The organism is Pyxidicoccus xibeiensis, assembly GCF_024198175.1.
GTDB lineage: Bacteria > Myxococcota > Myxococcia > Myxococcales > Myxococcaceae > Myxococcus > Myxococcus xibeiensis.
The window spans coordinates 1,075,822-1,100,883 of the sequence record NZ_JAJVKV010000001.1 but is presented as its reverse complement, the minus strand read 5'-3'; the positions used below and the strand labels follow the sequence as shown (position 1 = coordinate 1,100,883).

Sequence of the window (25,062 nt, the reverse complement as noted above, 5' to 3'; positions counted from 1 at the left end):
ACGGCGTGGACGTCAGCGCTCCAGTCCCACCTCCACCCCGGGAGCCCACGTCCACCGGCGGCGTCCGTCCACGCGCACGCCGTCCAAATCGAGGCCCACGGCCCCGCGCAGCGCGAAGTCCCCCGCCTTCCAGCGCAGCCCCGTCGCCGCCCGCGCGGTGAGCCCGGCCGCGTCGCCCTCTCGCCGACCTGGCTTGTTCACCACGAGCAGCAGCCAGCCCGCGCCCACCTCCGCGAACGGCGCCAGCGCGCCACGGCCTCCCACACCGCCCAGCGCAAGCACGGATACGCGCTGGAGCGTGGCCGTGTCCACCCACGCATCCGGGGTCAGCGAGTAGCTCGCTCGCACGCCCCAACGTGACGGGCCCACGGGCCCCGGAGCACGCCAGGAGAGCGCCAGCCCCCGTGCAACGCCGCGTCCGTCCAGCGGCGCGGCGCCCAGGGTGAGGCCCACGTCCAGGCCGAGGGCGCGTGCCACGCCGGGAAGCTCGGTGGCCGGCGGCGGCGCGGAGAAGTCCACGGCCGGCACACCCGCGGAGGTGACATAGCCTTCGTAGAAGTCGCGGCCGAAGGGCAGGGCGAAGAGGCCCTGGAGGAGGCTCTCCTCGGCGGCCCCCCGGCGAGCCACCTCGGGAGGCCGGGGCTCTGGCAGCCGCGAGGCCTCCAGGTCCGCGCGGCGCACGCGTGCCTCGCCGCCCGGCATGCGCAGCCAGTACGCGTCGCGCTCGGGCAGGGCCAGCACCAGCGGCTCGCCCGCCGTGCGGTGCGCGTCCACGAGCCGGACGCCCAGCGTGTCCTCCACGGAGATGCGCGCCCCCGCGCCGCTCGCGGGGAGCTTCAGGCGGGGCCCCTCGGGCGCGGGGCCCACCAGCGCGCGCGTGGGGCTGAGCGCGGGTGGGAAGGTGCGCACGGTCAGCCGGGCCCGGGGAGACTTCACGCCGCGGATGGCCGAGGCGACGAAGGCGTCCAGCTCGCTGTACTCCACCCGCCCGTCGGCGTTGACGTCCGCGCCGCCGAGCAGCGCCGAGCGCGCCGCGTGGCTGAAGACTCCGGCGCGCAGGCGGGACCACTCGTGCGTCTCGCCCTCGTCGCTCTCCGCGAAGACGGCGCCCACGCGCGGGTGGCCGGCGAGCCGCTCCTGCTCCAGGGCACGCCGCAGCCGGCGCAGCACCAGCGGGTCTCCTCCGCGGCTGCCCACCACGCCCGCCGCGTGGCAGGCATCGACGAGCAGGTGTACGTAGTCGGCGTCCAGCCGCTCCACCACGCGCGTGTACAGCCCATCCTGGTCCAGCTGGCCGTCGGCGAGGGTGAGGTACGCGCGGCCCGCCTCGCCCGTGCGGCCATGGCCCACGTAGACGAAGAGGAAGTCCACCGCGCGTCCCGCCGCCCGGTCCGCGGCGTTGCGCCGGGAGAGGGTGGACACCGCCTCGTCCAGCGCGGCGACGGTGGGGGCACGCACGCCGTTCAGCCGCTCGCGCTCCAGCTCCTCGGTGTCCGCGTCCGGCACGGTGAGCAGCACCACGTCCACACCCAGGCGCCGCAGCGTCTCCGCCCAGCGCACGCCGTCATCGTCCGCGTAGCGCAGCGGAGGCATGCCGGGCGCATCGCTGCCGTTGTAGGCCACCACCAGCGCCCGCCGCACTCCGGGCACACCCGTCGCTGGCTCCGCGAGGACGGGCCCGCACAGCAGCCCGAGGAGGAGGACGGACGGCAGGCCGTGAGGACGGAAGCTCACGGTGCCGCCTCCACGCGCACGCGGTGCTGGACGCGGACCGCGCCCTCCGTGGGTTCGCCCCGGGCGGCGGAGAGCGCCGCCTGCGCGCTGGTGGCGAAGACGGTGGTGACCTCCACCTCACCGGAGGCGGGCAGGCGGGGTGTGACGTCCAGCGCGGCCTCCGCGCCCGGTGGGCCCTTCACCTCGAAGGGGCCTTCCACGCGCGTGCCTTCCGGCGTGCGCACCACCACCGCCGCATGCGTGAGGGGCGGGCGTGCTCCCGCGGCGAAGGCCAGCGCCGCGCCGGACGGACAGGCGCCCTCTCCCTTCACCTCACGGAGTGCCGACTCCTCGGGCACGCAGAACAGTCGCAGCACCGCGGTGGTGCTGCCCTCGCCACGCGGAGCGATCCACTCCGCTTCATGGGGAGGCGCCAGCGCGGGAGTGTCGCCCTCGCCACGCGGCTCCACCCGCGCCTCCTGTCCGGGCACGGCCAGCAGGAACAGCGCGCAGCCCGCCACGGCCACCAGCGCCCAGGCCCGGCCCATGCCCTCCCAGTCCCGCGCGTCCACTCCGCGGCTCATGCGAAGCCACTCGCGGCAGTGGTCCCCGGCGCGTGTCAGCCAGCCTCCCATGCCCCGCGCGTCCACTCCGCGGCTCAGGCGAAGCCACTCGCGGCAGGGGGCCCCGGCTCGTGCCAGCCAGGCGTGGAGCCCGCCCCGTGCCGGCGCGAAGCCTCCTGCCGCCGCGAGCAGCGCGGGAGTCAGGCCGAGCGCCGCGACGGACTCCAGCTCCGAGGCCGTGGGCTCCAGCAGCGAGTCCTGCGAGAGGACGCGCCGCATGTGCACCACGCGCTCGTAGCGGGGGCCGCACCGGGCGCAGCCGCGAGCGTGGCGCAGCACCCGGCTCCACTGCCCTGACGGCAGGGAGCCCGAAGCGGCGAGGGAGGCCAGCTGACGGTCGACGTGCGAGGTGAACAGGGGCATGGGCATCTCCCTTCAAGGCACGAAGTGGGGAAAGAGGAGGGCGAGCGCCGACGCGATGACGGCCTCGGAGGGAAGGGCGCCGGGCTCATCGGAGGTCAGCCAGCCCTCGGCGGACAGGAAGTCGAGCAGCGCGCGCCGCAGCTTCGCCTCGCGCGTCCGGGCCTCCTGCCGCGACAGGCCCAGCGCCGCGCCCGAGCGCTCCTGGGACAGCCCTTGTACGAATCTCAGGTCCGCGAAGCGGCGGCCCGCGTCGTCGAGGCCGTCGAGGAACCGCCGCACCAGCGCGCGCGTCTCGGACTCCAGGGCGCGGTCCTCGGGGCTGGGGCCGTCGGTGGCCAGCCGCTCCACCAGGGGCGCGTCGTCCAGCGGAACGGCCTCACGCGCGATGCGGCCCGCCGCGCGCAGCACATCCACGGCGGCCTGCCGGGCCATGGCGTTGAGCCAGGCTTCATACGGTCGCACGCCGTCGTAGTCCCGGCGCGCCTGCTCGCGGAACGCGCGCACGAAGGTCTCCTGGTGCGCGGCCTCCAGGTCGAGCGGCCCGACGCGCGCGAAGCCCGCCGGCCCTCGCGCCACATGGGTGCGCGACAGGAAGCGGGCCACATGGGCGGAGTAGCCCTGGTACACGCGCGCCAGTGCCGCGGGCTCTCCCCGGCGGAACGCGTCCAGCAGCACCGTGTCATCCGGCAGCAGCGACATCCCATCCTCCCTCTAGGGTGCTTCGAGCCCCTCCACCGTCACCGGCGACGCGCGGTCCGTCTGCGAGCCGTCCCCCAGCTGTCCCGAGGCATTGCCGCCCCAGCACGCCACGCGGCCGTCCCGCAGCACGGCGCAGGTGCTCGTCATTCCGGCGGCCACGTCCACGGCCTCGTCCGCGAGTCCCGCCACGCGCACGGGCGCGGCCCGGTGCAGGCGCGTCCCGTCGCCGAGCTGCCCGGCCTGGTTCTGCCCCCAGCAGCGCACGCCGCCGTCCGGCCCCACCGCGCAGGTGAAGGCCCAGCCCGCGCGCACCTGCCGCACGCCCGGGGGCAGGCCCACGGGCCGCACCGGCGTGACGCTGTCCAGCGCGGTGTCGTCGCCCAGCGCCCCCGTCACGTTGGAGCCCCAGCACGCCACGTCCCCGTCGCCCACGCGCGCGCACGTATGGCCGCCGCCCGAGGCGAGCGCCCGTGCGGGCCCCGTCAGTCCGTCCACGCGCACCGGGCCGGAGGAGAGTCCCACGCCGCGCTGTCCGTCCCCCAGCTCGCCGGAGGTGTTGCTGCCCCAGCACCAGGCCTCGCCGGCGGCGGTGGACGCGCAGGTATGGGTGGCGCCGGCGGTGAGGGCGGTGAGGTTGGCGGGCAGGCCCTGCACGAGGACGGCGCGCGTGCTGTGTGTCTCGGTGCCGCCTCCGAGCTGCAGCCGGTCGTTCGCGCCCCAGCACGTCACCTGTCCTCCCGCGTGCAGCGCGCACGCGTGGGCCTGCCCCGTGGCCACCGCCACCACGTTGGCGCCGAGGCCGGGCACCTCCACCGGCTCCAGCGCGGGCAGCGTGTCCCCGGTGCCGAGCTGGCCGCGCGAGTTGTCACCCCAGCAGCGCACCGTGCCGCCCTCCAGCACCGCGCAGGTGTGCTGGTCTCCGGCGCTCACCGCGAGCACGCCCGAGCCCAGCCCGCGCGCGTCGACGGCGGTGGGGCGCAGCGCGCGGGTGCCATCGCCCACCAGGCCGGTGCCGCCCCAGCAGCGCACGCCGCCCGTCTCCAGCAGGGCACATGCATGCTGGCTGCCCACCGTCACCTTCCGCGCCAGCCCGCGCTGCTCGGAGGGGGCGCACGCGGAGGCCGCCACGCCGGGTGAGCACTCCAGGTCCGTGGCACCGCGGATGGGCTCGAGACAGGCACAGCACAGCAGCGGGACGAGCAGGTGCCAGGGAAGGCGCTTCATGCGGAAGTGCTCCAGGTTCCACGGAGACGAGGACCGCGGGCGCCACGGCGGAGGGAGACCGTGGCGCCCGCTTCGGGACGGCGGGAAGAGGCTACGGAGCCACCGGCTGCAGGGTGATGGCCGCCCACGGCGAGACGCTGGTGTCCACCGCCACCAGCCGGAAGGACGCCTCGTTCTCTCCCGTCGTGGGCGACAGCGCGCCCGCGGCCACCGCGAAGAGGCCCTTGCCGATGAAGGGCGTGGTGTCGAGGTCGAAGCGGGCCACCGGCGCGCGGTTGCTCGCGGCGGCCGCGGCCACGCCCACCTGGGCCTGCACGGCCGGCAGCTCCAGCCCCTCGGCCGCGGAGGCCTGCCGGTAGGGCACGTCGTTGAAGGCCGCGTTGGCCGGCACCAGCCCGTTGTCCAGCGGCGCCACGTCCACCTCGGGTGCGTCCGGCGAGGCGTGCACCACGCGCAGCCTCAGGCTGTCATTGTCCTGCGCGAAGCCGTCGGCGAAGGCCAGCAGCTCGAAGGTGGACGTCGCCGGGTCGCCCGCGGCGGGGGACAGGAAGCCCGCGGCCACGACGAGGTAGCGCTCTCCGGCCGCGAGCGCGGGCGTCCCGTCGGTACCGGCGGGGCTGCCGGCCGGACGCGTGGCGCCGGACGCATGCGCGAAGACGTCGAGCGTGTACGTGCCCGGCGGCACCTGGATGGGCTTGGACAGCTCACCGAAGCTCAGGTCGTCCACCAGCTGGGAGGTGCCCACGAAGATGTCCACGGGGGGCGCGTCCGGCGAGCCGTGCAGCGCGTAGACGACGGGGTTCTGGCGGATGAGGCCCACGCCGGCCGCGAGCAGGCCGAAGCCGTTGGCCGCGCTGGGCTTCGCGGAGAGCTGGCCGGTGGCGATGACGAACACCTCGCCGCGCGAGGGCAGCGCGGGGATGGTGAAGGCCGTCACCTTGTTGCCGCCCGCGAGCACGCCCACCTGGAAGGACTGGCCCGCGGGCAGGTCCACGCCGGCGGCGCCGGTGTCCTGGAAGCGCTGCAGGCCCGGCACCTCGGAGGAGCCGTCATCGCCCACGTCCAGCGCCACGGTGGGAGCATCCGCGCCCGCGTGGACGATGCGCACGCGCGCCCGGCCGTCCGCCGGAGCGCCGAAGCCCTCGGCCAGCGGCAGCACGCGGAAGGACTGCGCGTTGTCGGTGGCGCCCAGCAGGCCCGCCGCCAGCGCGCTCACGCTGGCATTGGCGCCCAGCGTCAGCGGGCCGGTGGAGTACACGGGCGCCGAGCTCGCCGCCGCGCCGGCCGCGCGCACCTGCACGTTGTAGGTGCCCGCGGGCACGGAGGCGTAGCTCGTCGTGTCGCCGTACTTCACGTTGGTGAACAGTGGCGTCGCCTGGCCCTCGGCGTAGATGTCCACCGCGGGTGCACCGGGCGATGCGTGGATGACGCGCAGCCTCGCGGTGTCGGTGGCCGGCGGGTCGATGGGCGTCTCGTCGTCGTCGTCACCGCAGCCCGCGGACAGCGTGGACATCGAGGCGGCCAGCGCCGCCACCAGGACCCGATTCCTCCAGAAGCTCCTCGGCATGTTCCTCTCCCATGGTCGAAGGCCACCACCTCCGAGCGAGGTGGGGCGCGTCGTCGCCCGCCCTTACGAAAAGAGGCCCCGGACCTGGTTGATGGGCCGCTTCGTTTCTTCCGCGGCTCCCGTACGCGCCGGCCCCGGAAACGTTTCCCGGGCTCGCGCGTAGGTCATGGAGTGTCGCGCAGTCGGCACGCGCGAGCCCGCGGACCCCGCCCCTGCCGTGGCCCGCGACGGGACGCGTGTGTCTGGCGCTGGCCGCGCTGCTAGCTTGCGCGCCCATGAACCTCGCAACCCTTCCCCTCATCGTGTCACTGCTCACGGCGCAGGCACCCGCTCCGGCCAGGGCTCCGCCGCCGGCCGCGACGGCCGCGCCCTCGAAGGTGGCTGGCATCGCGCCGCTGCCCGGCCAGCCGAACCTCTGGGTGAGCAACGTGCCGGCGGTGCCGCCGGAGCTGCGCCAGCGGCTGGACCAGTACCTGGAGGCCCGCTCCGCGTCGCTTTCGGACGTGAGTGGCGATGGCAAGCAGATGCTCATCTCCACGCGCTTCGCGGACACCAACCAGCTCCACGTGGTGGAGATGCCCATGGGGGCGCGCACGCAGCTCACCTTCACGGACGAGCCCATCAACCAGGCGAAGTTCCACCCCGGCAACCCGCAGGTCGTCTACTACCTGCAGGACAAGGGCGGCGGTGAGTTCTTCCAGGTGTTCAAGCTGGACCGGCGCACGGGCCGCTCGGAGCTGCTGACGGACGGAAAGAGCCGGCATGAGAATCTGCGCGTGTCCCAGGATGGCCGCTGGCTCACGTACGGCGGCACGGGGCGCAACGGCAAGGACACGGACGTGTACGTGGCGCCCACCAGCGACCCGCGCCAGGCCCGCCGCGTCACCGAGGCGGAGGGCAGCTGGTATCCGGTGGACTTCTCGCGGGATGGCTCGAAGCTGCTGGTGCGCCAGTTCCGCGCGACGGACGACGCGGACCTGCACGTGGTGGACGTGAAGACGGGCGAGCGCCGCCAGCTCACTCCCAAGGAGGGCAAGGGCAGCGTCGACGCCGCCCTCTTCACGCACGACGGGCAGGGCGTATATCTGGTGACGGACCGCTACAGCGACTTCGCCGAGCTGTACCGGCTGGAGCTGGCGAAGGCGCCGTACACCGCGGCGCCGCCGTCGCTGACGAAGTCGGTGAAGTGGAACGTCACGGACGTCGCGCTGTCGGCGGACGGCCGCCGGCTGGCGGTGGCCACCAACGAGGACGGCTATGTGCGGCTGTCGCTGCTGGACACGCGCACGCAGGCGCTGTCGCCGCTGGACATCCCGAAGGGCGTGGCGTTCGGCATGGAGTTCCCGCACCAGCGCTCGGACATGCTGGCCTTCGCGATGGGCGACGCGCGCTCGCCCATGGACGTGTGGACGGTGGACCTCAAGAGCCGCAAGCCCACGCGGTGGACGCGCTCGGAGGTGGGCGGCATCGACCCGAGCCTCTTCACGGAGCCGGAGCTGGTGCGCTACCCGTCCACGGACGGCGTGAAGGTACCGGCCTTCCTGCTCAAGCCGAAGGGGCGCACGGGGAAGGTGCCCGTGGTCATCGTCTTCCACGGCGGGCCCGAGGCGCAGAGCCTGCCCACCTTCAGCAACTTCGCGCAGTTCCTCGTCACGGAGCTGGGCATGGCGGTGCTGGTGCCCAACGTGCGGGGCTCGGATGGGTACGGCAAGGCGTACCGGGCAATGGATGACGGAGTGAAGCGCGAGCAGAGCCTGGCGGACATCGGCGCGTCGCTGGACTTCATCGCCTCGCAGCCGGACCTGGATGCGTCGCGGGTGGGCGTCTATGGCGGCTCGTACGGCGGCTACATGACGCTGGCGGCGGCGGCCTTGTTCCCGGAGCGCATCAAGGCGGCGGTGGACGTGGTGGGCATCTCCTCGCTGGCCACGTTCCTCCAGAATACGCAGGCGTACCGGCGGGACCTGCGCCGCGCGGAGTACGGTGACGAGCGCGACGCGGAGGTGCGCAAGGTGCAGGAGCGCATCTCTCCGCTCAACTCGGTGGAGAAGATTCGCGCGGCGCTCTACGTGCAGCAGGGGGCCAATGACCCGCGCGTGCCGCAGTCGGAGGCGGAGCAGGTGGTCCAGGCGGTGCGCAAGCGGGCCCCGGACGTCTGGTACATGCTGGCCACGGACGAGGGCCACGGCTTCCAGAAGAAGGACAACCGCGACTACGCGCAGATGACGGCGCTGATGTTCTTCGAGAAGCACCTGGGCACGCCGCGCCCGCAGGGCGGTGGGGCGTCGGGCTCGAAGTAACGGCTGGCCGCCCCCCGGGGCAGGCAGGCGGGCGTGGGTGGGATGGCGCACCCCGGGAGGAGTGATTCCCGGGGGTTGGCGCCCTTCGGGTGTCGTCCCGGTATGTGGTGCGCAGACTGACGTTATGAGTCCCGGAGCTGCAAAAACCGGGAGTGGAGGTCTTCGTATGAAGCGCTTTCTGATGCCGTTGCGCCGGGGTGTGCTGGTGGCGGGGGTGTTGCTGGGGGTCGGGGCCGCGGTGTCGGCACCCCGTCGGGAGGACGCCATCAACCTGCGGATTGCTCGCGAGCAGTTCAACCTGGTGATGACGCCGGAGGCCGTCACGGGAGCGGACTTCCAGGTCTCGCGTGCGCCGGGCGAGCTGCGGGGCCGGACGTACCTGGGCAGCTTCAACCTGGCGCTGAAGCCCGGCGAGGTGACGGGCGCGCTGGGTGGCGCGTCGGTGAACCTGAAGGTGACGAAGGAAGGCGACGCGCTGGTCGCCAAGGGCGGCTTCGGCGGGCGCCCGGTGGACCTGAAGCTGAGCCCGGGTGAGCTGAAGGTCTACGTGCGCGACTGCACGTACCGGCTGAAGGCGCAGGAGGACAGCCGCTTCTACGTGGGCAAGCGCAGCTGCGACGTGGCGTCCACGCCGCCCTCCGAGGTGTGGCTGCCGGACGAGTTCCAGGCCGCCAGCGCCGAGGAGAAGGCCGTCATCCTGCTGCTCGCGCTGTAGTCGCCGTCCCGGGAGGACTCCTCGACTCCTCATCCTGGGAGGAGTCCTCTGCCATATGACGTAGCGTGGGGCGGATGCGCCTCACGTCTCTCACGAAGACCGGTGCGGTCCTGTGCATGCTCCTCGTGTGCGCGTGCGCCGCGGACCCGGCCCTGACCGAAGAGCGCACCGCGCCCTTGGCCCTGGGTGATGAGGGCGCTGCCGAGGCCGCGGACCTGGGCTTCACGCGCGACGGATGGCCGGAGCGACTGGAGCGGGATGAGGCCGCGCTTGGACAGGCACGTCGGGCCGAGGCCGAGCGTGTGGTGCGTGAGCTCTGGGACCTCGCGGCTGCACGGGCCACGCCCGGAGAGGCCTGGCGGTTCGAGTACCAGTCCCAGGGCGGGGCGCTGACGCTCCTGGCCTTCCGCCGCCTGTCCGAGGGACGCAGTCACGCCGCGCCGGATGCGACGTGGAGCGCCTTCGAGCGGAAGCTGGGGAGCGGCTTGCCCACGCTGCTGGGTGAGAAGCCCAAGCGTGTCATCTTCACGCTGGAGCGTGAGGCGCACGACTGGGATGTCGACCTGGAGGCGGATGCTGGGGAAGTGCTCCCCCTGGCGCGAACGCTGCCGGTCGTCCTCTCGCGAGCCCCTGAGCCGGTCTGGTCCCAGGCGCTGCATCAGGCGCGGACGCTGCTGCGCACGGCGCCACGGGGGCCAGGCGGAGCGGGGAGCCTGGAGGCACGAGCCCACTACGAGGGCGTGGCGCTCACCTGGCTCGAGTTCGCTGGATGGACAGGAACCCGGCGTGAAGGCGCGGCGCGTGTGGACGCGGAGGAGGACTCCGTTGCTTACGTCGCGGACGCGCTGCTGCCCTTCTCCCACGGGCTGGGCACACGCACGGTGGCGCTGAAGCTGGAGGGCGCGCATCGGCACGGCGAGCCGCGGGCGCGCTGGCGCGTGACGGAGGCCCGAACGCTGGAGCCGCCCGCTCCACCCAGGGCGGTGGAGGACTTCGCGCGTGAGTACCGGGCAATGCACGAGTCCATCCTGCGGGACTGGCGCACGGAGGTGGTCGGCAGCGCGAAGCTGGCGGGCGCCTGGAGCTTCGAGCAGCTCGCGCACTGGCTCGTGGGTGGGCTGGTGGTGAAGGGAGCGCTGCGGCTGTTCGGAGTCGCGGCGCCGACGGTGGTCTCGGTGCTGTCGAAGGGCGGCAAGCAGTCGGTGCAGTGGTTCAGGACGGTGCTGCTGCGCACGCCCGCGGTGGAGCGGGAGGCGCTTCAGCGGCTATGGACGAAGGTGGAGGTGCAGGGGCTCGCGTCGCTCAGTCACGCGGAGAGGGCGGAGCTGCAGTCCTTGCTGGGGAAGGTCGAGTCACGCCTGCGAGCGCCATTGAGGGAGAAGTACGTGAAGGACAAGCTGCGCGAGTGGGCGCGTAGGGAGTATTTCGAAACGCATCGTCCAGGGCTGGCGATGGAGCTTGGACCGGAGCGGTTGAGCACGTACCAGGTCCATCATCACCACCCGCTCGAATACGCCCATCTCTTCCCGGAGCGGAACATCAATGCCGCGGAGAACCTCGTAGGCATGGCGGACGAAGTGCACGAGAGCGTCAATGCCATCTGGGAGCTTGTGAGAAAGTCACCCGGCGGCGTCTCCGCCCGGCAGGCGGAGGCTGTCGTGGGCATCATCAACACGCACTACGGGCGGTGGTTCCATGCTGTGTACGACGCCAGCAAGTCTTCCCGGGCCTTGCTGGCGGCGGAGCAGCTTGCGCTGCGGGACGTGAGACGGTTGTTGGGAATGTGAGCCGGCACGCATGCCGGGAGGAGCGGAAGCTTGATGCAGGTGGACATCCAGCTCGTGGGGCTCGAGCGCCTGATACGGGTCTGTCGTGAGCACGGATTTCCCGCCCGGCTCGAGCCCGCCATCACCCAGGCACCGGCCGTGGGTGAGGAACTGCTCGGTGGTCAGCTCGACCTGGAGCTCGCGGCATTCCAGACGCGCTTCGAGAAGGCCACGCTGGCGGACCTCATGGTCTACAGCAGGGGGACGGAGCCGGACGGAATTCTCAGGGTGAACGAGATGATGCGGCGAAGGGGAAGAGAACCGTTTCCCTCATGCGTCCTCTTCGCGCAGGTGCCTGGCTTCGCGTACTACTTCGGAGCCGTGCCGGCGCTGGCGGATGCCAGGGGTGTGCAACCCGTGCTCTACATCGACAACCACGATGAGCGCTGCATCGTGCCCGTCGCCTCCAGTGTCGACCACCTCTTCGGCACCTATGCCCGCTTCCTTGAAACGCTGGAGGAGCGACCGGAATACGTCCCAGGCGAATACAGCAGCGCGACGTTCCCCTTCGCGGTCCCCGACCTCGTCGCGGAGGACACTGCCCTCCTGAGGCTGCTGGAGGCCGGACGCTTCGACGGGCTGGTGAGCATGGACGCGGAGAGCCAGGACTGGCTCCAGCGCGTCCTCACCCCCGGGCGCGGGGCAGCTCCACGGTGAAGGTGGAGCCCACGCCGGGCTCGCTGCTCACGACGATGCGGCCCCCCATGGCCTCGACAATCCGCCGGGCAATCCACAGCCCCAGCCCGAAGCCGCCGTAGTTGCGCTCGGACACGGCGCGCTCGAAGCGGTGGAAGAGGCGCGGCAGGTGCTCCGCCGCGATGCCGATGCCCCCATCGCGCACGTCCAGCCGCACGCGCTCGTCCGTGAAGGACAGCTCCACGTGCACGGGGTTGCCGCGGCCGTACTTCACCGCGTTGGACAGGAGGTTGGTGAGCACCTGGTCCAGCCGCGGCCGGTCCCACAGCCCCGTGGCCTCTGGCGGCAGCACCAGCGCCAGCGGCGTCTCCGTGCGCGTCAGCTCCGGCTCGAAGCGCTCGGCCACCTCGCGCACCAGGGCGCTCAAATCCAGCGGCTCGTGCCGCAGCTCCAGCCGCCCCGCGCTGATGCGTGACACGTCCAGCAGCTCGTCGATGAGCTGCGCCTGCCGCTTCACCTGGCGCCCCACCACCTCCAGGCCCCGGCGCAGCCGCTCCGGAGGCACGCCCCCGGGCAGCCGCTCCAGCCCCGCCTGCAGGCTCTGCACCTGGAGCTGCAGCGTGGTGATGGGCGTCTTCAGCTCGTGGCTGGCGATGGAGAGGAACTCCTCGCGCAGGCGGATGGCCTGCCGCGCCTCCCGGTACAGCCGCGCGTTGTCGATGGCGAGCGCCGCCCGGCGGGCCAGCTCCAGCGCCAGGTCCTCCGCGTCATACGGGCGCCGCGAGGAGACGAAGGTGAGCGCCCCCAGCGTCTGTCCCCGGACCTGGAGCGGCACGCACAGCCACGCGCAGACCGCGTCCCGCGCGTCCGGGCGCACGCACTCGGGCGCGTCCGGCCCCACGCCCGTGCGCAGCTCCGGCAGGCCGGAGGCCATGACTCGCGCCACCACCGCCAGGCCCGGGGCCGGAGGACTCCCCGGCGCGCGGCAGCAGCCCGCGTCCGCGAACGCCGTGGCCACGCACCGCGGCCCGTCCGCGTCGTCCGCCAGGAACACGCCACACGCCTCGGCGTAGGCCGGCACGGCCAGGTGCGCCACGCGCTCCAGCGTCTCGTCCTGCTCCAGGCTGGAGGCGAGCACCTCCCCCGCCTCCGCCAGGAAGCGCTGGGCCCGCTCCCCGCGCACGCGCGCGGAGATGTCCACGACGACGCTCAGGCACTGCACCGGACCGCCCGGGGGCTGCACCCGCGCCGTCCACAGCGCCACCGGCACGGCCGAGCCATCGCGCCGCTGCCGCTGCGTCTCCACGCCCGACAGCCCGTCGCCTCGCGCCACCACCTCCAGGTTGCGGCGGAACTCCGCCCGCCGCTCCTCGGGCACCGCCGGCAGGAACCGGCCGAGCACCTCGTCCGCCGTCCACCCGAAGACCCGCTCGGCGGCGGGATTCCACAGCCGCACCGTGCCATCCAGGTCCAGCAGCATGATGGCCGCGGGCGAGGCCTGGATGATGGCCGCCAGCCGCTGGTTGGCTTCCGCCAGCGCCAGCCTCGCGCGCTGCTCCTGCTCCAGCAGCCGCGCCCGCGCCAGCGCCTGGGCCGCGTGGTGGGCGAGCAGCTCGAGGAAGGCGCGCTCGTCCGCGGCGAAGGCATGAGGCTCGGAGAAGGCGAACATCAGCGTCCCCAGCACCTGCCCGTCCACCCGCAGGGGCAGCCACACCGAAGAGGGCGCCGGCCGCTCCGGCATGAGGCCGCGCAGCACGGCGGCCACCGGGAAGCGGGTGGGCAGCGCGTCCGGCGTCTCCAGCCACACGGGCCGCGCCTCGCGGATGGCCTCGGTGATGGGCGTGTGCGCGTCCAGGGGCATGCTCCCGCACGCCTCGGCCATGCTCCGGACGTCGTAGCCCGTGCTGCGCAGCAGCCGCGCATGCGTGTCCCCGGCCTCCACCCGCCACAGCCCGCCGCCCCGCGCCCCCACCCCGCGGTCGACAACGACTTCCGCCGCGTCCTCCTCGGAGAGCACCTGGGACAGCTCCGCCGTCACGCGCTGCAGCCGCGCCAGCCGGTCTGCGGCCACCTCCGCCGCCTGCCGGGCCCGCCGCTCCGCCGCGTACGCCCGCGCCACGTCCAGCGTCAGCGCGGCGCGGTCCGCCAGCTCGCGCAGCAGCACCCGCTCGCCCGCGTCGAGGGGACGGCCCTCCACCCGCTCCCAGACGGTGAGCGTCCCCAGCTCACCTCCCCGCACGTGCAGGGGCAGCACGAGCGCGGGGGCCGCGCGCGCTCCAACCTCCGGCGGCACCCCGGCCTCGCCCGTGCGCGCCTCCCGTGTGCCGAGGGACTCCACCCGGAGCCGGGCCTCCGGCGAGGCCTCGGCCGTGGCCACGGTGTGCAGCCACTGGCCGTCCTCGGACAGCAGCCGCAGCGCACAGGCCGAGCCCAGCAGGGGTACCACCAGCCCGCACAGCCGCTCCATGACGATGGGAGGCTCCAGGCTGACGTCCGCCAGCACGCGCGACGCCTCGGCCAGCAGCGCCAGTCGCTCCTCCACTCCGGGAAGCAGCGCTCCCGGGTCTGGTGCTTCGTTGTTCCGGACGGGTACCGCCGCCATGGTCATCACGCCCTCTTCTTGGCGGCGGAGCATGGCCGCGGGGGCATGGCACCGTCGGACGATTCCCCGACTCCGCCACCTGGAGGACAATCCTTCAGGCCGCGGAGTCCCCGGTGCGCACGGGCCGTGTGGGGAGGGTGGATGCGTACATGGAGGTGTATGTGGGCGCCCGGACGTTGGAAAACGGGAGCGGGCTGTTGCATCAGTTGCTCACGTCCGGCGTTCGGCTAAAGCGGGGGGCGTGAAACCCACCACGACGGGAGTCCCGGGCGGCGAAGCGGCTCGCGCGGCCCCGGACAGCTTCAAGCGTACGGCGCTGCTGGCCCTCGGGGCCCTGGGCATCGTCTACGGCGACATCGGGACGAGCCCTCTCTACGCGCTGCGCGAGTGCTTCAACGGCCCCCACGGGGTCAGCCCCACCCCGGCCAACGTGCTGGGCGTGCTGTCGCTCATCTTCTGGTCGCTCATCATCGTGGTCTCGGTGAAGTACCTCATCTTCGTGATGCGGGCGGACAACCGGGGCGAGGGCGGCATCCTCGCGCTGATGGCGCTGGCCATGCAGCGGCCCCGGGGCCAGACGCACCACGCGCGGCCCGTCCTGATGACGCTCGGCATCTTCGGGGCGGCGCTGCTGTACGGCGACGGGATGATTACCCCGGCCATCACCGTGCTCAGCGCGGTGGAGGGCCTCAACGTGGCCACCCCCGTCTTCGAGCGCTACGTCGTCCCCATCACCCTGGTCATCATCCTCATCATCTTCCTGGTGCAGCGGCACGGGACGGCGGGCATCGCCGCGGTCTTCGGCCCCGTGATGTGCCTGTGGTTCACAACCCTGGGCGTGCTGGGCTTCAAGGAGCTCTTGCACAACCCGGCGGTGCTGTGGGCGCTGTCGCCGCATCACGGCGCGGAGTTCTTCCTGCGCAATGGCACCCATGGCTTCCTGGTGCTGGGCGCGGTGTTCCTGGTGGTGACGGGCGGCGAGGCGCTCTACGCGGACATGGGCCACTTCGGGTGGACGCCCATCAAGCGCGCGTGGTTCGCGCTGGTGCTGCCGGGGCTGACGCTCAACTACCTGGGCCAGGGGGCGCTGCTCTTGAGGGACCCGAGCGCGGCGCGCAATCCCTTCTACCTGCTGGCGCCGGACTGGGCGCTCTACCCGCTGGTGGCGCTGGCCACGGCGGCGGGCATCATCGCCTCGCAGACGCTCATCTCCGGGGCGTTCTCCATTACGCGCCAGGCCATGCAGCTGGGCTACAGCCCGCGCATGGAGGTGGTGCACACGTCGGCGGAGGAGATGGGGCAGATATACCTGCCGGGCATCAACTGGGTGCTGCTGGTGGGCGTGGTGGCGCTGGTGCTGGGCTTCCGCTCGTCCAGCGCGCTGGCGTCGGCGTACGGCATCGCGGCGGTGACGACCATGGCCATCACCACCATCCTGGCCTACGTGGTGGCGCGCGAGCGCTGGGGCGTGAGCCGGGCGGTGGCGCTGCCGGTGGCGGGGCTGTTCCTGGTGGTGGACCTGTCGTTCTTCTCGGCCAACACGGTGAAGATCGTCAACGGCGGGTGGCTGCCGCTGCTGCTGGCGCTCATGATTTTCACCCTGATGACGACGTGGAAGCGCGGGCGCGAAATCCTCGCGGCCAAGCTGCGCGCGGCGAGCATCCCGCTGAAGGAGCTGCTGGGCAGCTTCGGGGACCACCCGCCGGTGCGGGTGCCGGGCACGGCCATCTTCATGACGGGCAACGCGGAGGGCACGCCGCCGGCGCTCTTGCACAACCTGAAGCACAACAAGGTGCTGCACGAGCAGGTGGTGCTGCTGACGATTGTCCCGGAAGAGGTGCCGCACGTGCCGGGCGAGGAGCGGGTGGAGGTGGAGCCGCTGGAGCAGGGCTTCGTGCGCGTGGTGGCCCGCTACGGCTTCATGGAGAACCCGGGCATCCCGGACATCTTGAAGCGCTGCCGTGAGAAGGGGCTCCAGTTCCAGCTGATGGGCACGAGCTTCTTCCTGGGCCGGGAGACGCTGATTCCGACGAAGAAGCCGGGCATGGCGGTGTGGCGCGAGGCGCTCTTCGCCTGGATGAGCCGCAACGCGCGCAGCGCCACGGCCTACTTCCGGATTCCGCCCAACCGCGTGGTGGAGCTGGGCAGCCAGGTCGAGCTGTGACGTGGTGGCCCTCTCCCTCCGGGGGAGGGCTTGGGTGAGAGACGCAATATCAGCCGGAGCCGCACGGCATGTACCTGAGCAGGATCCAGATTGAGAACATCCGGGGCTTCCGCTCGGGGGACTTCAAGGTCGACCTCGACTTGAGCAGACCTGATGGGAGATTCGCCGGGTGGACCGTGCTCGCTGGACGGAATGGCTCTGGCAAGTCATCTTTGCTCAAGTCGATGGCTCTTGCTGTGGCAGGGCCCGGTACAAGCCAGTCACTGCAACAAAGTATGGTCGGGTGGTTGAGAGCTGATACGAAGACAGCTCTTATAGCGGCTGCTCTGGTGGCAGACCCCGTATGTGATTTAGGTCACGGGACCGATACCCCTCCCCAGGCAATCAGCAGTAACCTCTTCCTGCTCCGTTCTGAGCATGGGCCCGAGCCCCGGCTCATCTTCAAGAACCTCGTTGAACATGCCAGGGTGCTGAAACAAGACGAGGGCCCATGGTCCCTGAACCCACGGGGCTGGTTCATGGCAGGTTATGGACCCCACCGGCGCTTGTCGGGACATGCCACCGATGCTCAGCGACTGATGGTGGGCCCCGCGAGACTCGCGAGGCTCGTCAGCCTGTTTCGTGAGGACGCCTCGCTCATCGAAAGCATCCAATGGCTCAAGGACCTCCATCTCCGACGCCTGGAGAAGCGTGAAGGTGCCGAGGAACTCCTGGAAAGCGTCCTGGACCTGCTCGATGACGGGCTCTTGCCAGACTCCACGAAGATCTCCCGGTTCGATGCGGACGGTCTGTGGGTGACCCAGGGAGGAAGCACACTTCCCCTCTCGGACTTGAGCGACGGCTATCGAACGGTGGCCGCGCTCGTCATGGACCTGGCCCGGCATCTCCATGAGGCTTATCGGGAATTCAAGCTGGAGCCCGCCAAGCCAGCTCGGCCAGGACTGAAATGGCAGGTGTCCTATCCGGGCGTCGTGCTCATCGACGAGGTCGAGCTGCACCTGCACGTATCCTGGCAGCGTCGCATCGGCTTCTGGCTCAAGCGGCACTTCCCCAACATCCAGTTCATCGTCACCACGCACAGTCCGTTCGTCTGCCAGGCCGCAGACCCCAGGGGCCTCATCCGCCTGCCAGCTCCCAGCGAGAATCGCACCGCCGGGCACGTGTCCGGCGAGCTGTTCCGCACCGTCGTCAATGGCACCGTGGACGAAGCCGTGCTCACGGAGCTCTTCGGCCTGGAGCACGTCCACTCAGAAGAATCCGAGAAGCTGCGCACGCGGGTTGCAGAACTCGAGGTCCGCGTCATGGACGGCGAAGCCACCCAGGAGGAACGTGCGGAATTCGAGCGCTTGTCGGCTCAGCTTCCGGACACCGGAAGCTCTCTGGTGGACCGTGCCGTCCGGAGCCTCGGACTCGATAAATGAGGAAGCTGGAGCGTAAGCCGCTCAGTACGACGGCTGGGAAGTTCCTCGAAGGACGGACCCAGCAGGTGCTCGCCGCAGAGGACCGCGCCGCGGAAGCGCAGCGCCTGTGGAAGCAGCGCGGCAGCGACTTCGACGAGATTCGCGCGACTCTCGGCGCGATGGCCCCGGGCCGTCAGCGCTGCATGTACTGCGAGGACAACGCGGGAACGGACATCGAGCACTTCTGGCCGAAATCGAGCTACCCACAGAAGGCCTTCACCTGGCTCAACTACCTCCTTGCGTGTAGCGGCTGTAACAGCAACTTCAAGCGCGATCAGTTCCCGCTGGATGATGCCGGCAGGCCTCTCCTCATCGACCCGACAGCGGAAGAGCCTCAAGAGCATCTCGCGCTGTCCGCGACCACGGGGATGTTCACCTCGCGAACACCAAAAGGGCAGAAGAGCATCGAGGTCTTCGAACTGAATCGCGATGTCCTGGAGCAGGGCCGATATGACGCCTGGGGCGCTATCGAATCATTCCTGATTACCTACGAAGATGCCTGTGTGCGCGGTGATGTGAATCGCGCGGAAAGGGTCAGGCAGTGGGTGCGCAGGTATCCCTTCTCGAGCGTCTTCGTCTGGTTCCTTCGCTATGCGACGCGTCCCGACGCGGGAAGCGTCATCGACGCGCGGTGTCTTGCCGTGCTGGACAAGTACCCCGACATCCAGCACTGGCTGTGACTCAAAGTTCCGGCTTGCGCCCCGCGGGACGGGCACGCGACGCTGCCCGCGCTCGGGTGGGAGCCGTAGCGCAGCGGTTGTCGCGCCGCCCTGCCAGGGCGGAGGACGCCGGTTCGCCTCCCGCCGGTCTCCGTCCGGGCACCTCGCTCACACGCTCCGCGGACGGGTGGATGGCGGATGAAGAAGGACGAGCCAGTGCCGGAGCCGACGCCGGACGACGTGGCCCGGTGCCTGGACGTGCTGCGCGCGGTGGCCCTGCTCCCGGATGACCATCTGGTGCGCCTCACGGTGGAGCACGCCGCCACCCAGGTCCAGCGCGGCATGAAGAAGCGCCTGCGCCGGGAGCGCAGCCGCGCCACCAGTGAGGCGGACCGCACCGCCGTGCAGTCCCTTCAGGCCCGGCACCGCCGCATGGAGGAGGAGGGCTTCTCCCCACCGCTGGACGGCGCGGACGCCGCCGCCCGCGTGTGCGAGCCCCTCCTCCAGGGCCTCCAGGGACGTCCGGTGTACGGCCGCTTCCTCGAGGACTTCCGCGAGGTGCCCTGGTAGGTCCCGGGCCCTGGCGGGGGCTTCGTGTGCTTTCCCGCCGACACACGCCCAAACACCTGGATTCACTCGCGGACACTTGGGAGCCCCCGGGGTGGACCTCGCCCCAGGCTCGGCTTGACTTGCCGCGTCGTGGAGTCCATCTCCGCGTCCCCGGAGCTGCCTCCGCCACCCGGATTTCACGCTGAAATTGCGTGGCAGACGGAAAATTACCGCGAAGAGGCAACAATCGGGGCGTCGGGCCGAGAATATTTCTGGGATACAGAAAATTTCTGTACCCAACGAAAGCCTGCTCGGGTAGAAGGCGAGCAGGTGTCCCCCGACACCCTCTGTCCGATTCGAGGTCAGCCCCATGCTCGACACCCCGTCCTACACCGCCGCCTCCTCGCTCATCGGCCCTGGCGCTGCCACCGCCCCCTGGTCGCAGTCGCAGGAGCCCCTCCGGTCGCTTCAGGGGCTGGCGCCGCACACGGTGCTGACGGCCGCGGAGCTGTACCCGCGCATCTGCGTGCGCGATCCGTACTTCGCGCTGAAGGACGTGACGGTGATGGGGGAGGGCGAGGTGGTGGCGCGCATTCCGGTGCAGCAGGACCCGGACGCGGAAGCCGGCCCCATCAGCCTGGCGGAGTCGGGGCGTCACCTGGCCATCCTCGGCTCGTGCGCGTCCGCGCTGATGACGCCGAAGGACGGCCAGCACTTCTACCTGGCGTGCGGCGCGCGCGGGCAGTGGCTGCGCAAGGAGCCGATGGCGCGCTCCACGGAGCTGATGTGGGGCCTGGCCCGCGCGCAGTTCACCGGCAAGCGCACCGCCACCGCGCAGACGCTGCTGTCGCTGGAGGACGGCACGCCGCTGTTCCGCCTGGAGGTGGACTACAACGTGCTGTCGGCCGCCGCCTTCACGCGCCTGTTCGGCGAGGCCCGGGTGGACATGCGCAGCGAGCCGCGCCGCGACGACGGCGTGCAGCGCACCCCCGAGGAGTGGGCGAAGCTGCGGCAGAACCCGTACAGCAAGCCGCTGGCCCTGCGGGACTGGCGCCCGGACGGCGACTCCCTCAGCGCCACGCTGGGGCCGGTGACGCCGGAGATGTGCAAGGGCCACTTCGCCCTGCACCCGGTGATGCCGGTGGCCATTGTCGCCAGCGGGATGACGCGCGTGGCCACCACGCTGCTGCGCCGGCTGGAGGGGGCGCCCTGGGCGCGCTGCCTCGCCAAGAATGTGCGCCTGTCCGCGGACAGCCTCGCGTTCGCCGGCCAGACGGTGACGTTCGGCGCCGTGCGCCGCTCGCACGAGGGCGACGAGCACACCTTCAGCTGCCAGGCCTCGGTGGGCGAGCGCGTGGTGGCGGAGCTCGACGTCACCTTCACCCGCGTCGACTGACGCTCACTCCCACTGGATGTCGTAGTCCACGCGGTCCACGCCGTGGGCGCGGGCCTTCGCGGTGCCCTTGAGCCCCAGCACCTTGAGCGCTCCGGTGAGGATGCCCTCGTGGTACGCGGGCGGCAGCATGTCCCGGCGCACGCGCAGCGTGCCGGACTTGGGGCCGGTGGTGACGTACTCCCGGCTGCCGTACGTGACGGCCGCGCTGTAGCCCATCTGCGCCCCCGCGAAGAGCTTCTGCGGATCTCCCCGGGAGATGATGCCGAAGATGAGCATGCCCGGGCCGGTGGAGTAGCGCGTCACGCCCGTCTCGCCGCATGCGTGGTACACGGCGTCCTCCGGCCCCACCGTGTCCTCCAGCACGTCCGCCGCGCGGTACAGCAGCGTCAGGAACTGCTGCACGGGGTAGGTGCGCAGGTCCGAGAAGTCCGCGGCCAGCTCGCCCACGCGCACCGCCTCCAGCGCGGCCGCGCCGCCGTGCTTCTGGACGAGGTTGAACACCGTCTTGAAGAACAGCCCGCGCACGCAGTCGCCGGGCTGCGCGGCGGCGATGCGGGTTGCCAGCTCGGCCTTGTTGGACGGCATGACTCCACTCCTGCTCCCGCCCGCGGCCCCCGGGGGAGCGCGAGCTTAGCCGGGGACTCCAATCCTCACACCTCGTCGAGCAGCACCGGTGCGAACTTCGCCGCGTCACACGACGCCAGCACATAGCGCACGCCCGCGCGCTCTCCGGTGAAGCCCGCGGCGATTCCCTCCGCGTGCAGGTGCCCGTACACGCACACCTTCGGCGCGAAGGCTTCGATGGGCTCGCTGAACGCGGTGGCCCGCTGGTTGGCGTACACCGGCGGGAAGTGCACCGCCACCACCCGCACCAGCGGTGTGGGGCTGGCCGCCTCCTTCTTCTTCGCGTCCTCCATGGACGTCGTCAGCCGGCGCGTCTCGCGCTCCACGTAGCCCAGGTCCGCGGGCTCGTCGCCCATCTCCCCGCCGGGCATGGGCGGAGCCTCGGGCGCCGTCCACAGCCGGCTGCCGGCAATCACCCACGGCCCCATGACGACGGCGCTGTTGTGGAGGAAGCCCTCCAGCGTGCGGAACGGCTCCAGCAGCTTGCGCAGCTTGGACGCCGAGTCTCCCCACCAGTAGTCGTGGTTGCCGCGCACCAGCACCTTGCGCCCCGGCCGCGCGTCCAGCCACGCCAGGTCCTCCATCACCTCGTGCGCCCGAGTGGCCCAGGAGATGTCGCCCGCGACGATGACCACGTCCTCCGGCCGCACCTTCTCGTCCCAGGCCCGCTGCAGCGGGAGCGGGTGCTCGTTCCACCCGAAGCGGTGCATGTCCTTCTGCCGCGTGGAGGGCAGGTGGGTGTCGCCAATCCCGAAGAGCCGCATGTCCCTCCTCATAGCGGAAGCCCTCGCCCCTGTCGGCACCGCCGCGCCTCCCGGCATGCACCCCGGCGCAGCAGTCAACGCTTCCGTCCGGCCTTACGCCAAAAAGCGGGAGTCACAAGAATTAAGGTAAATTTAGTTTACGTTTTGAGTGTCTCGAAATGCGTCACTGCGACACCGGTTGGCCACGGCCACGCTCCAGGCGGGGCGCTTCCGGGCACGAAGCGCTGTGATTCCAGTGGCTTGACATGGGGGGTGGGGCTGGACGGCGGCGGAATTCTTGACTCGTGAGTGGAGCATGCATGCTCCACATTTTGTCCTGGGTTGCGGGGTCTTCCAGGGAGCGCGGGGTTGGCACGCATGCTGCTCAAGGGCCGCCCCTGCGCCGCTCCCGAAGGTGGGGGCGGACCGTGGAGCTGCTGCTGTCCCCCCTCGAAGGAGTTCCCATGTCGTTCTTCCGTAAGACGTTCGCGGCGACCGCCGCGGCCATGGCCCTGGCTTCCTGCGGCCCCCAGCCGGAGGCTCCGGCTCCCGAGGCGCCCCCGGCCTCGGAGACGCCCGCCACCGGCGCCCAGGACGCGGCCGGCACGCTGGCCGACGCGGCCCGCCGCACCCCCAACCCGCTGGACGCGCTGTTCGCCCAGGCCGCCGGTGAGTTCAACGTCCCGGTCAACCTGCTCAAGGCCATCTCCTACGCGGAGACGCGCTGGGAGCACGTCAAGGGTGAGGAGGAGTTCGCCGGCCGTCCCGCCGCGCACGGCCTGCTGGGCCTGCGGGGCGCGCACATCGACCAGGGCGCCGCGCTGATTGGCGCCTCCGCGGATGACGTCCGTGGCACGCCGCTGCAGAACCTGCGCGCGGGCGCCGCGCTGCTGTCGAAGTACGCCGACGAGGCGGGCATCGACCGCGCGGACCTGGGCGCGTGGGCCCCGGTGGCCGTCCGCCTGACGGACATCTCCGACCCGGACATCCAGGCGCACTACATCCACAACACCGTGTACGCCGCGCTGCGCGAGGGCGCGGGCGCCTTCACCCCCGAGGGCAAGGTCGCCGTCTCCCTGGAGCCCGTCGAGGTGGAGGCGAAGTTCGTCCTCCCGAAGCTGCAGGCCTTCGCGGCTGGCCCGGACTACGCGGCCTCCATCTGGCGGCCGTCGCCCAACTACAACGCGCGCCCCGCCGGCACCAACGTGTCGATGATCATCATCCACACCTGTGAGGGTGGCTACGCGGGCTGCTGGGGCTGGCTGGCCAACTCCGCCTCCGGCGTGAGCGCGCACTACGTGGTGAACGAGAGCGGCAGCGAGATTTCGCAGCTCGTGCGCGAGTCCGACCGCGCCTGGCACGTGGGCGCCAGCTACAGCTGCAGCCTCAACGGCAGCGTGGACTGCGGCCTCAACGGCACGTCGGTGAACCACTTCTCCGTCGGCATCGAGCACGGCGGCTTCGCCAGCCAGGCGTCGTTCCCCGCCGGCCAGATTGAGTCCTCGGCCAAGCTGTCCTGCGACATCAGCAAGGGCCAGGGCATCACCCGCGACAGCTACCACATCGTCGCGCACGGCCGCCTGCAGCCGGCCACCCGCACGGACCCGGGCCCGAACTGGCCGTGGAGCCGGTACATCGCCCGCATCAAGGAGCTGTGCGGTGACGGTGGCACGCCGACGAGCGGCATCGTCGTCGACAGCAACAACGCCAACAACAACGCCGCCAACGCGCGCTTCACGCTGAGCGGCGCCTGGTCCGAGGGCACCAGCGCCGGCTACTACGGCAGCGGCTACTACTTCGCCGCCACCGAGGCCGTCTCCGCGCCGGCCACGTTCGAGTTCTACCTGCCCGCGGCGGCCACGAAGACCATCGACGCCTGGTGGGTTGCCGGCACCAACCGCTCCCCGACGGCGCCCTTCATCGTCACCACCTCCGGTGGCAACGTGACGGTGAACGTGAACCAGCAGGTCAACGGCGGCCGGTGGAACACGCTGGGCACCTGGAGCTTCCCGGCCGGCTGGAACCGCGTGCAGCTGAGCCGCTGGACGGGCGCCGGCTACGTCGTCATGGCGGACGCCATCCAGGTCCGCTGAGATGACGATGCGGGGCCTCGAACGGATGAAGCGTTCCTGGCCGTGGCGGGCGCGGCTGTTCGCCGCGCTCGCCGTGCTCGGTGTCGGATGCTCCGGCCGGTGTGGCGGAGCGTCTGGCACCGGGTCGCTGTCGAGGGAAGAGGTCCGCGCCATTCCGGGCGCGGTGGTCTTCCTGTCGGAGCGGGCGGGGCAGAAGGATGTGTGGCGGGTCGAGCCGGACGGGAAGGAGACGCAGCTCACACGCGGTGAGGAGGACGACTACCCCGGACCGCCGTCGCCGGATGGGAAGTCCCTGCTGGTCATCGCGGCGCGCGAGGAGGGCGGGCTCCACTTCCAGCAGCTGCGCGTGCTGCCCCTGGACGGTGGCGCGGCGGTGCCGCTGCATGCGCCCCGGGCGCGCGCGCGCAACGCGAGCTGGGCGCCGGACGGCTCGTGGCTGGTGGCCGAGTCGGACGCGAAGGGCTTCAGCGACGTGGTGAAGCTGCTGCCTCGCGAGGGCGTGCCGGAGGTGCCGCTGACGCAGGTGCAGCAGGGCTGCTTCGAGCCGTCGGTGTCCCCGGACGGCGCGGAGGTGGCCTACGTGTGCAGCCGCGAGGGTGACCCGGAAATCTACGTGGCGCGCGCGGACGGCACCCAGGAGCGGCGCCTCACCGCCTTCCACCGCGAGGACCGCACGCCCGTGTGGAGTCCGGACGGGAAGTGGCTCGTCTTCGTCAGCGACCGGGAGGGCCGCGAGCGGCTGTTCCTGGTGAAGCCGGACGGCGCGGACCTGCGGCCGGTGTCCGGTGAGGCCTTCGCGGGCGACGAGCGCGAGGCCGCCTTCAGCCCGGACGGGCAGAAGCTGGTGTACGTGAGCCGCCTGCCGGACGGCCTGAGTCGCATCTGGGTGGCACAGGTGGCGGGCGGCGCGCCGGTGGCGCTCACGGACGGGAAGCACCGCGACGACATGCCCGCGTGGAGCCCGGACGGGAAGTACCTGGCCTTCGTCTCCGAGCGTGGCGGCGACACGGACGTCTACCTCATGCGCGCGGACGGCACGGGGCAGACGCGGCTCACCACCGCCAGGGGCGCGGACTGGCTGCCGCGCTGGGTGGCCCGGCGCTGAG

General features: G+C 71.6%; 19 protein-coding genes and 1 pseudogene. 12 read left to right on the top strand and 8 right to left on the bottom strand.

Annotated elements, in window-relative coordinates; genetic code table 11:
* Positions 1-12 precede the first annotated feature (12 nt).
* From LXT23_RS04450 to LXT23_RS04430, 5 genes are all read right to left on the bottom strand, one after another.
* On the bottom strand, positions 13-1,734 hold the full coding sequence (locus LXT23_RS04450) for a caspase family protein (RefSeq protein ID WP_253978805.1): 1,722 nt from the start codon (positions 1,732-1,734) through the stop codon (positions 13-15).
* Positions 1,731-2,699, bottom strand: coding sequence for a hypothetical protein (locus LXT23_RS04445; protein ID WP_253978804.1), 969 nt, complete (start codon positions 2,697-2,699; stop codon positions 1,731-1,733). Before LXT23_RS04445 ends, LXT23_RS04450 begins: the two co-directional genes overlap by 4 nt.
* Positions 2,700-2,711: 12 nt before the next feature.
* Complete coding sequence (locus LXT23_RS04440; RefSeq protein ID WP_253978803.1) at positions 2,712-3,398, bottom strand: RNA polymerase sigma factor; 687 nt, start codon at positions 3,396-3,398, stop codon at positions 2,712-2,714.
* A gap of 12 nt (positions 3,399-3,410) precedes the next feature.
* Complete coding sequence (locus tag LXT23_RS04435) at positions 3,411-4,622, bottom strand: RCC1 domain-containing protein (protein ID WP_253978802.1); 1,212 nt, start codon at positions 4,620-4,622, stop codon at positions 3,411-3,413.
* 91 nt (positions 4,623-4,713) lie between these two features.
* Positions 4,714-6,189, bottom strand: coding sequence for a DUF4397 domain-containing protein (locus LXT23_RS04430; RefSeq protein WP_253978801.1), 1,476 nt, complete (start codon positions 6,187-6,189; stop codon positions 4,714-4,716).
* A gap of 275 nt (positions 6,190-6,464) precedes the next feature.
* On the opposite strand from LXT23_RS04430, the gene LXT23_RS04425 reads away from it, so the two are divergent.
* From LXT23_RS04425 to LXT23_RS04410, 4 genes are all read left to right on the top strand, one after another.
* On the top strand, positions 6,465-8,489 hold the full coding sequence (locus LXT23_RS04425; RefSeq protein ID WP_253978800.1) for a S9 family peptidase: 2,025 nt from the start codon (positions 6,465-6,467) through the stop codon (positions 8,487-8,489).
* Between the two features lie 166 nt (positions 8,490-8,655).
* Positions 8,656-9,204, top strand: a complete 549-nt coding sequence (locus tag LXT23_RS04420) for a hypothetical protein (protein ID WP_253978799.1) — start codon at positions 8,656-8,658, stop codon at positions 9,202-9,204.
* A gap of 176 nt (positions 9,205-9,380) precedes the next feature.
* Positions 9,381-10,991 carry a hypothetical protein gene (locus LXT23_RS04415; RefSeq protein ID WP_253978798.1) on the top strand — a complete coding sequence of 537 codons (1,611 nt, stop codon included), beginning with the start codon at positions 9,381-9,383 and terminating at the stop codon, positions 10,989-10,991.
* Positions 10,992-11,024: 33 nt separating this feature from the next.
* Complete coding sequence (locus LXT23_RS04410; RefSeq protein ID WP_253978797.1) at positions 11,025-11,687, top strand: hypothetical protein; 663 nt, start codon at positions 11,025-11,027, stop codon at positions 11,685-11,687.
* On the opposite strand, the gene LXT23_RS04405 is transcribed toward LXT23_RS04410, so the two are convergent.
* A complete protein-coding gene (locus LXT23_RS04405) occupies positions 11,656-14,268 on the bottom strand; it encodes an ATP-binding protein (protein WP_253978796.1) in 2,613 nt (870 codons plus the stop codon). The two genes, LXT23_RS04410 and LXT23_RS04405, sit on opposite strands and share 32 nt — an antisense overlap.
* Positions 14,269-14,509: 241 nt before the next feature.
* Here LXT23_RS04405 and LXT23_RS04400 point away from each other — a divergent pair, with 241 nt between their 5' ends.
* The 6 genes and pseudogenes from LXT23_RS04400 to LXT23_RS04380 all read left to right on the top strand — a co-directional run bounded on the left by LXT23_RS04400 (position 14,510) and on the right by LXT23_RS04380 (position 20,496).
* Positions 14,510-16,432: a potassium transporter Kup gene (locus LXT23_RS04400; protein WP_253978795.1), complete on the top strand. Its 1,923-nt coding sequence runs from the start codon at positions 14,510-14,512 to the stop codon at positions 16,430-16,432.
* Positions 16,433-16,500: 68 nt separating this feature from the next.
* Positions 16,501-16,677: pseudogene (locus LXT23_RS50595) on the top strand (AAA family ATPase); the annotation flags it as partial.
* Positions 16,678-16,977: 300 nt separating this feature from the next.
* Positions 16,978-17,853: an AAA family ATPase gene (locus LXT23_RS04395; RefSeq protein ID WP_253978794.1), complete on the top strand. Its 876-nt coding sequence runs from the start codon at positions 16,978-16,980 to the stop codon at positions 17,851-17,853.
* Positions 17,850-18,572 carry an HNH endonuclease family protein gene (locus tag LXT23_RS04390; protein WP_253978793.1) on the top strand — a complete coding sequence of 241 codons (723 nt, stop codon included), beginning with the start codon at positions 17,850-17,852 and terminating at the stop codon, positions 18,570-18,572. The genes LXT23_RS04395 and LXT23_RS04390 overlap by 4 nt, the downstream gene beginning before the upstream one ends.
* Positions 18,573-18,749: 177 nt before the next feature.
* Positions 18,750-19,121: a hypothetical protein gene (locus LXT23_RS04385; RefSeq protein WP_253978792.1), complete on the top strand. Its 372-nt coding sequence runs from the start codon at positions 18,750-18,752 to the stop codon at positions 19,119-19,121.
* Positions 19,122-19,470: 349 nt separating this feature from the next.
* Positions 19,471-20,496, top strand: coding sequence for a hypothetical protein (locus LXT23_RS04380; RefSeq protein ID WP_253978791.1), 1,026 nt, complete (start codon positions 19,471-19,473; stop codon positions 20,494-20,496).
* A gap of 3 nt (positions 20,497-20,499) precedes the next feature.
* Here LXT23_RS04380 and LXT23_RS04375 read toward each other — a convergent pair whose 3' ends face one another.
* Together LXT23_RS04375 and LXT23_RS04370 are read right to left on the bottom strand one after the other, a co-directional pair.
* Entirely contained in the window at positions 20,500-21,081 is a 582-nt protein-coding gene (locus LXT23_RS04375; RefSeq protein ID WP_253978790.1) for a TIGR02265 family protein, read from the bottom strand.
* 65 nt (positions 21,082-21,146) lie between these two features.
* Positions 21,147-21,884 carry a metallophosphoesterase gene (locus LXT23_RS04370; RefSeq protein ID WP_253978789.1) on the bottom strand — a complete coding sequence of 246 codons (738 nt, stop codon included), beginning with the start codon at positions 21,882-21,884 and terminating at the stop codon, positions 21,147-21,149.
* Between the two features lie 443 nt (positions 21,885-22,327).
* On the opposite strand from LXT23_RS04370, the gene LXT23_RS04365 reads away from it, so the two are divergent.
* Positions 22,328-23,956: a golvesin C-terminal-like domain-containing protein gene (locus LXT23_RS04365; protein WP_253978788.1), complete on the top strand. Its 1,629-nt coding sequence runs from the start codon at positions 22,328-22,330 to the stop codon at positions 23,954-23,956.
* 25 nt (positions 23,957-23,981) lie between these two features.
* Positions 23,982-25,061: a TolB family protein gene (locus tag LXT23_RS04360; RefSeq protein ID WP_253978787.1), complete on the top strand. Its 1,080-nt coding sequence runs from the start codon at positions 23,982-23,984 to the stop codon at positions 25,059-25,061.
* Position 25,062: the final 1 nt, after the last annotated feature.

Excerpts from the sequence above, each read along its gene's own strand:
- LXT23_RS04425 (WP_253978800.1), top strand. The coding sequence starts at position 6,465 with ATGAACCTCGCAACCCTTCCCCTCATCGTGTCACTGCTCACGGCGCAG.
- LXT23_RS04365 (WP_253978788.1), top strand. The coding sequence starts at position 22,328 with ATGTCGTTCTTCCGTAAGACGTTCGCGGCGACCGCCGCGGCCATGGCC.
- LXT23_RS04410 (WP_253978797.1), top strand. The coding sequence starts at position 11,025 with ATGCAGGTGGACATCCAGCTCGTGGGGCTCGAGCGCCTGATACGGGTC.
- LXT23_RS04375 (WP_253978790.1), bottom strand. The coding sequence starts at position 21,081 with ATGCCGTCCAACAAGGCCGAGCTGGCAACCCGCATCGCCGCCGCGCAG.
- LXT23_RS04385 (WP_253978792.1), top strand. The coding sequence starts at position 18,750 with ATGAAGAAGGACGAGCCAGTGCCGGAGCCGACGCCGGACGACGTGGCC.
- LXT23_RS04445 (WP_253978804.1), bottom strand. The coding sequence starts at position 2,699 with ATGCCCCTGTTCACCTCGCACGTCGACCGTCAGCTGGCCTCCCTCGCC.
- LXT23_RS04370 (WP_253978789.1), bottom strand. The coding sequence starts at position 21,884 with ATGCGGCTCTTCGGGATTGGCGACACCCACCTGCCCTCCACGCGGCAG.
- LXT23_RS04360 (WP_253978787.1), top strand. The coding sequence starts at position 23,982 with ATGAAGCGTTCCTGGCCGTGGCGGGCGCGGCTGTTCGCCGCGCTCGCC.
- LXT23_RS04420 (WP_253978799.1), top strand. The coding sequence starts at position 8,656 with ATGAAGCGCTTTCTGATGCCGTTGCGCCGGGGTGTGCTGGTGGCGGGG.
- LXT23_RS04440 (WP_253978803.1), bottom strand. The coding sequence starts at position 3,398 with ATGTCGCTGCTGCCGGATGACACGGTGCTGCTGGACGCGTTCCGCCGG.
- LXT23_RS04390 (WP_253978793.1), top strand. The coding sequence starts at position 17,850 with ATGAGGAAGCTGGAGCGTAAGCCGCTCAGTACGACGGCTGGGAAGTTC.
- LXT23_RS04405 (WP_253978796.1), bottom strand. The coding sequence starts at position 14,268 with ATGGCGGCGGTACCCGTCCGGAACAACGAAGCACCAGACCCGGGAGCG.
- LXT23_RS04430 (WP_253978801.1), bottom strand. The coding sequence starts at position 6,189 with ATGCCGAGGAGCTTCTGGAGGAATCGGGTCCTGGTGGCGGCGCTGGCC.
- LXT23_RS04380 (WP_253978791.1), top strand. The coding sequence starts at position 19,471 with ATGCTCGACACCCCGTCCTACACCGCCGCCTCCTCGCTCATCGGCCCT.
- LXT23_RS04435 (WP_253978802.1), bottom strand. The coding sequence starts at position 4,622 with ATGAAGCGCCTTCCCTGGCACCTGCTCGTCCCGCTGCTGTGCTGTGCC.